Source organism: Allobosea caraganae (genome assembly GCF_003351345.1).
Lineage (GTDB): Bacteria > Pseudomonadota > Alphaproteobacteria > Rhizobiales > Beijerinckiaceae > Allobosea > Allobosea caraganae.
Genome location: NZ_QQTO01000006.1, coordinates 1 through 1,372 on the forward strand (window position 1 = coordinate 1; position 1,372 = coordinate 1,372).

Annotated in this window: 1 protein-coding gene; it reads left to right on the top strand. The window is 73.5% G+C overall.

Annotation, left to right across the window (positions count from 1 at the left end; genetic code table 11):
• A partial coding sequence (locus DWF00_RS02735; protein ID WP_147283860.1) for a calcium-binding protein occupies window positions 1-1,372 on the top strand: 1,372 nt, incomplete at both ends.

Sequence of the window (1,372 nt, forward strand, 5' to 3'; positions counted from 1 at the left end):
GGCGACGACGTTCTGAGCGGCTTGGCGGGCAACGACACGCTCGACGGCGGGGCGGATGACGACACGCTGCTCGGCGGCGAGGGCAACGACGCGCTCGCGGGCGGCAGCGGCGACGACGACCTCGACGGCGGCGCGGGCAACGACAGCCTCACCGGCGGGGCCGGCGACGACGTGCTCAAGGGCGGCGACGGGGTCGATACGGCCGATTACGGCACCGATACCGCCGGCGTCGTGGTGAACCTCGCCACCGGCAGCGCCATCGGCGAGGCCTCGGGCCAGGACGAGCTCTCCGGCATCGAGACCGTGCTCGGCGGCTCCGGCAACGACACCTTGACCGGCGACGCCGCCGCCAACACGCTCAATGGCGGCTCCGGCAACGACGCGCTCGACGGCGGCGCGGGCGACGACGCCCTGATCGGCGGCGAGGGCTCGGACACGCTGGTGCTGGCCGGCGCGACCGGCGCGATCCTGCTCGACCTCACCGCCGGCAAGGCGAGCGCGGCCGGGCTCGGCACGGACAGCTTCACCGGCATCGAGGCCTTCCGGCTGGGTGACGGCGACGATGTCGTGACGCTGGTCGCCGCCTCAGCCCCGGTCGGGCCGATCGACGGCGGTGCCGGCCATGACCGGCTGGTGCTGACCGGGAACGGCACGCTGGGCGCGCTCACCGGCGTCGAGCAGCTCGACCTTGCCGGCAACTGGACGGTCACCGGCCATGGCGCCAACCTCGCCTTCCAGGACGGCGCGCAGACCCTGGCGATCGAGGCCGGCTTCACCGGCACGCTCTCGGGCCTCGGTCAGGACGACCGCATCCAGCTGCTCGGCTTCACCGGGGCGCAGGCGACGCTCGGGGCGGGCAATTTGCTGACCGTGACCGGCGGCGCGGGCGCCACGCTGACGCTTCACCTCGACCCTGCCGACGACTATGCCGGCATGGCCTTCACCCTGGCCGCCGACGGCCAGGGCGGCAGCTACCTGAGCTACGGCCCGGCCAATGCCGGCGACGACGTCTTCAGCGGCGGCAATGGCGCCGACCTCTATGACGGCGGCGCCGGCAACGACGCGATCACCGGCGGGGCCGGCGACGACACGCTTCTCGGCAACCTCGGCAACGACAGCGTCGATGGCGGCTCGGGCGCCGATGCCGTCTCCGGCGGCACTGGTGACGACGTGCTCAAGGGTGGCTCGGGCATCGACATCGTCGATGGCGGCGACGGCAACGACACGATCGACGCCGGCTCCGACGCCGACACGGTCAATGGCGGCGCGGGCGACGACGTGGTCAAGGGCGGCTCGGGCGACGATCGCCTCACCGGCGGCGCAGGCGACGACGCGCTCTCGGGCGGCTCGGGCCATGACAGCTTCGTCTTCG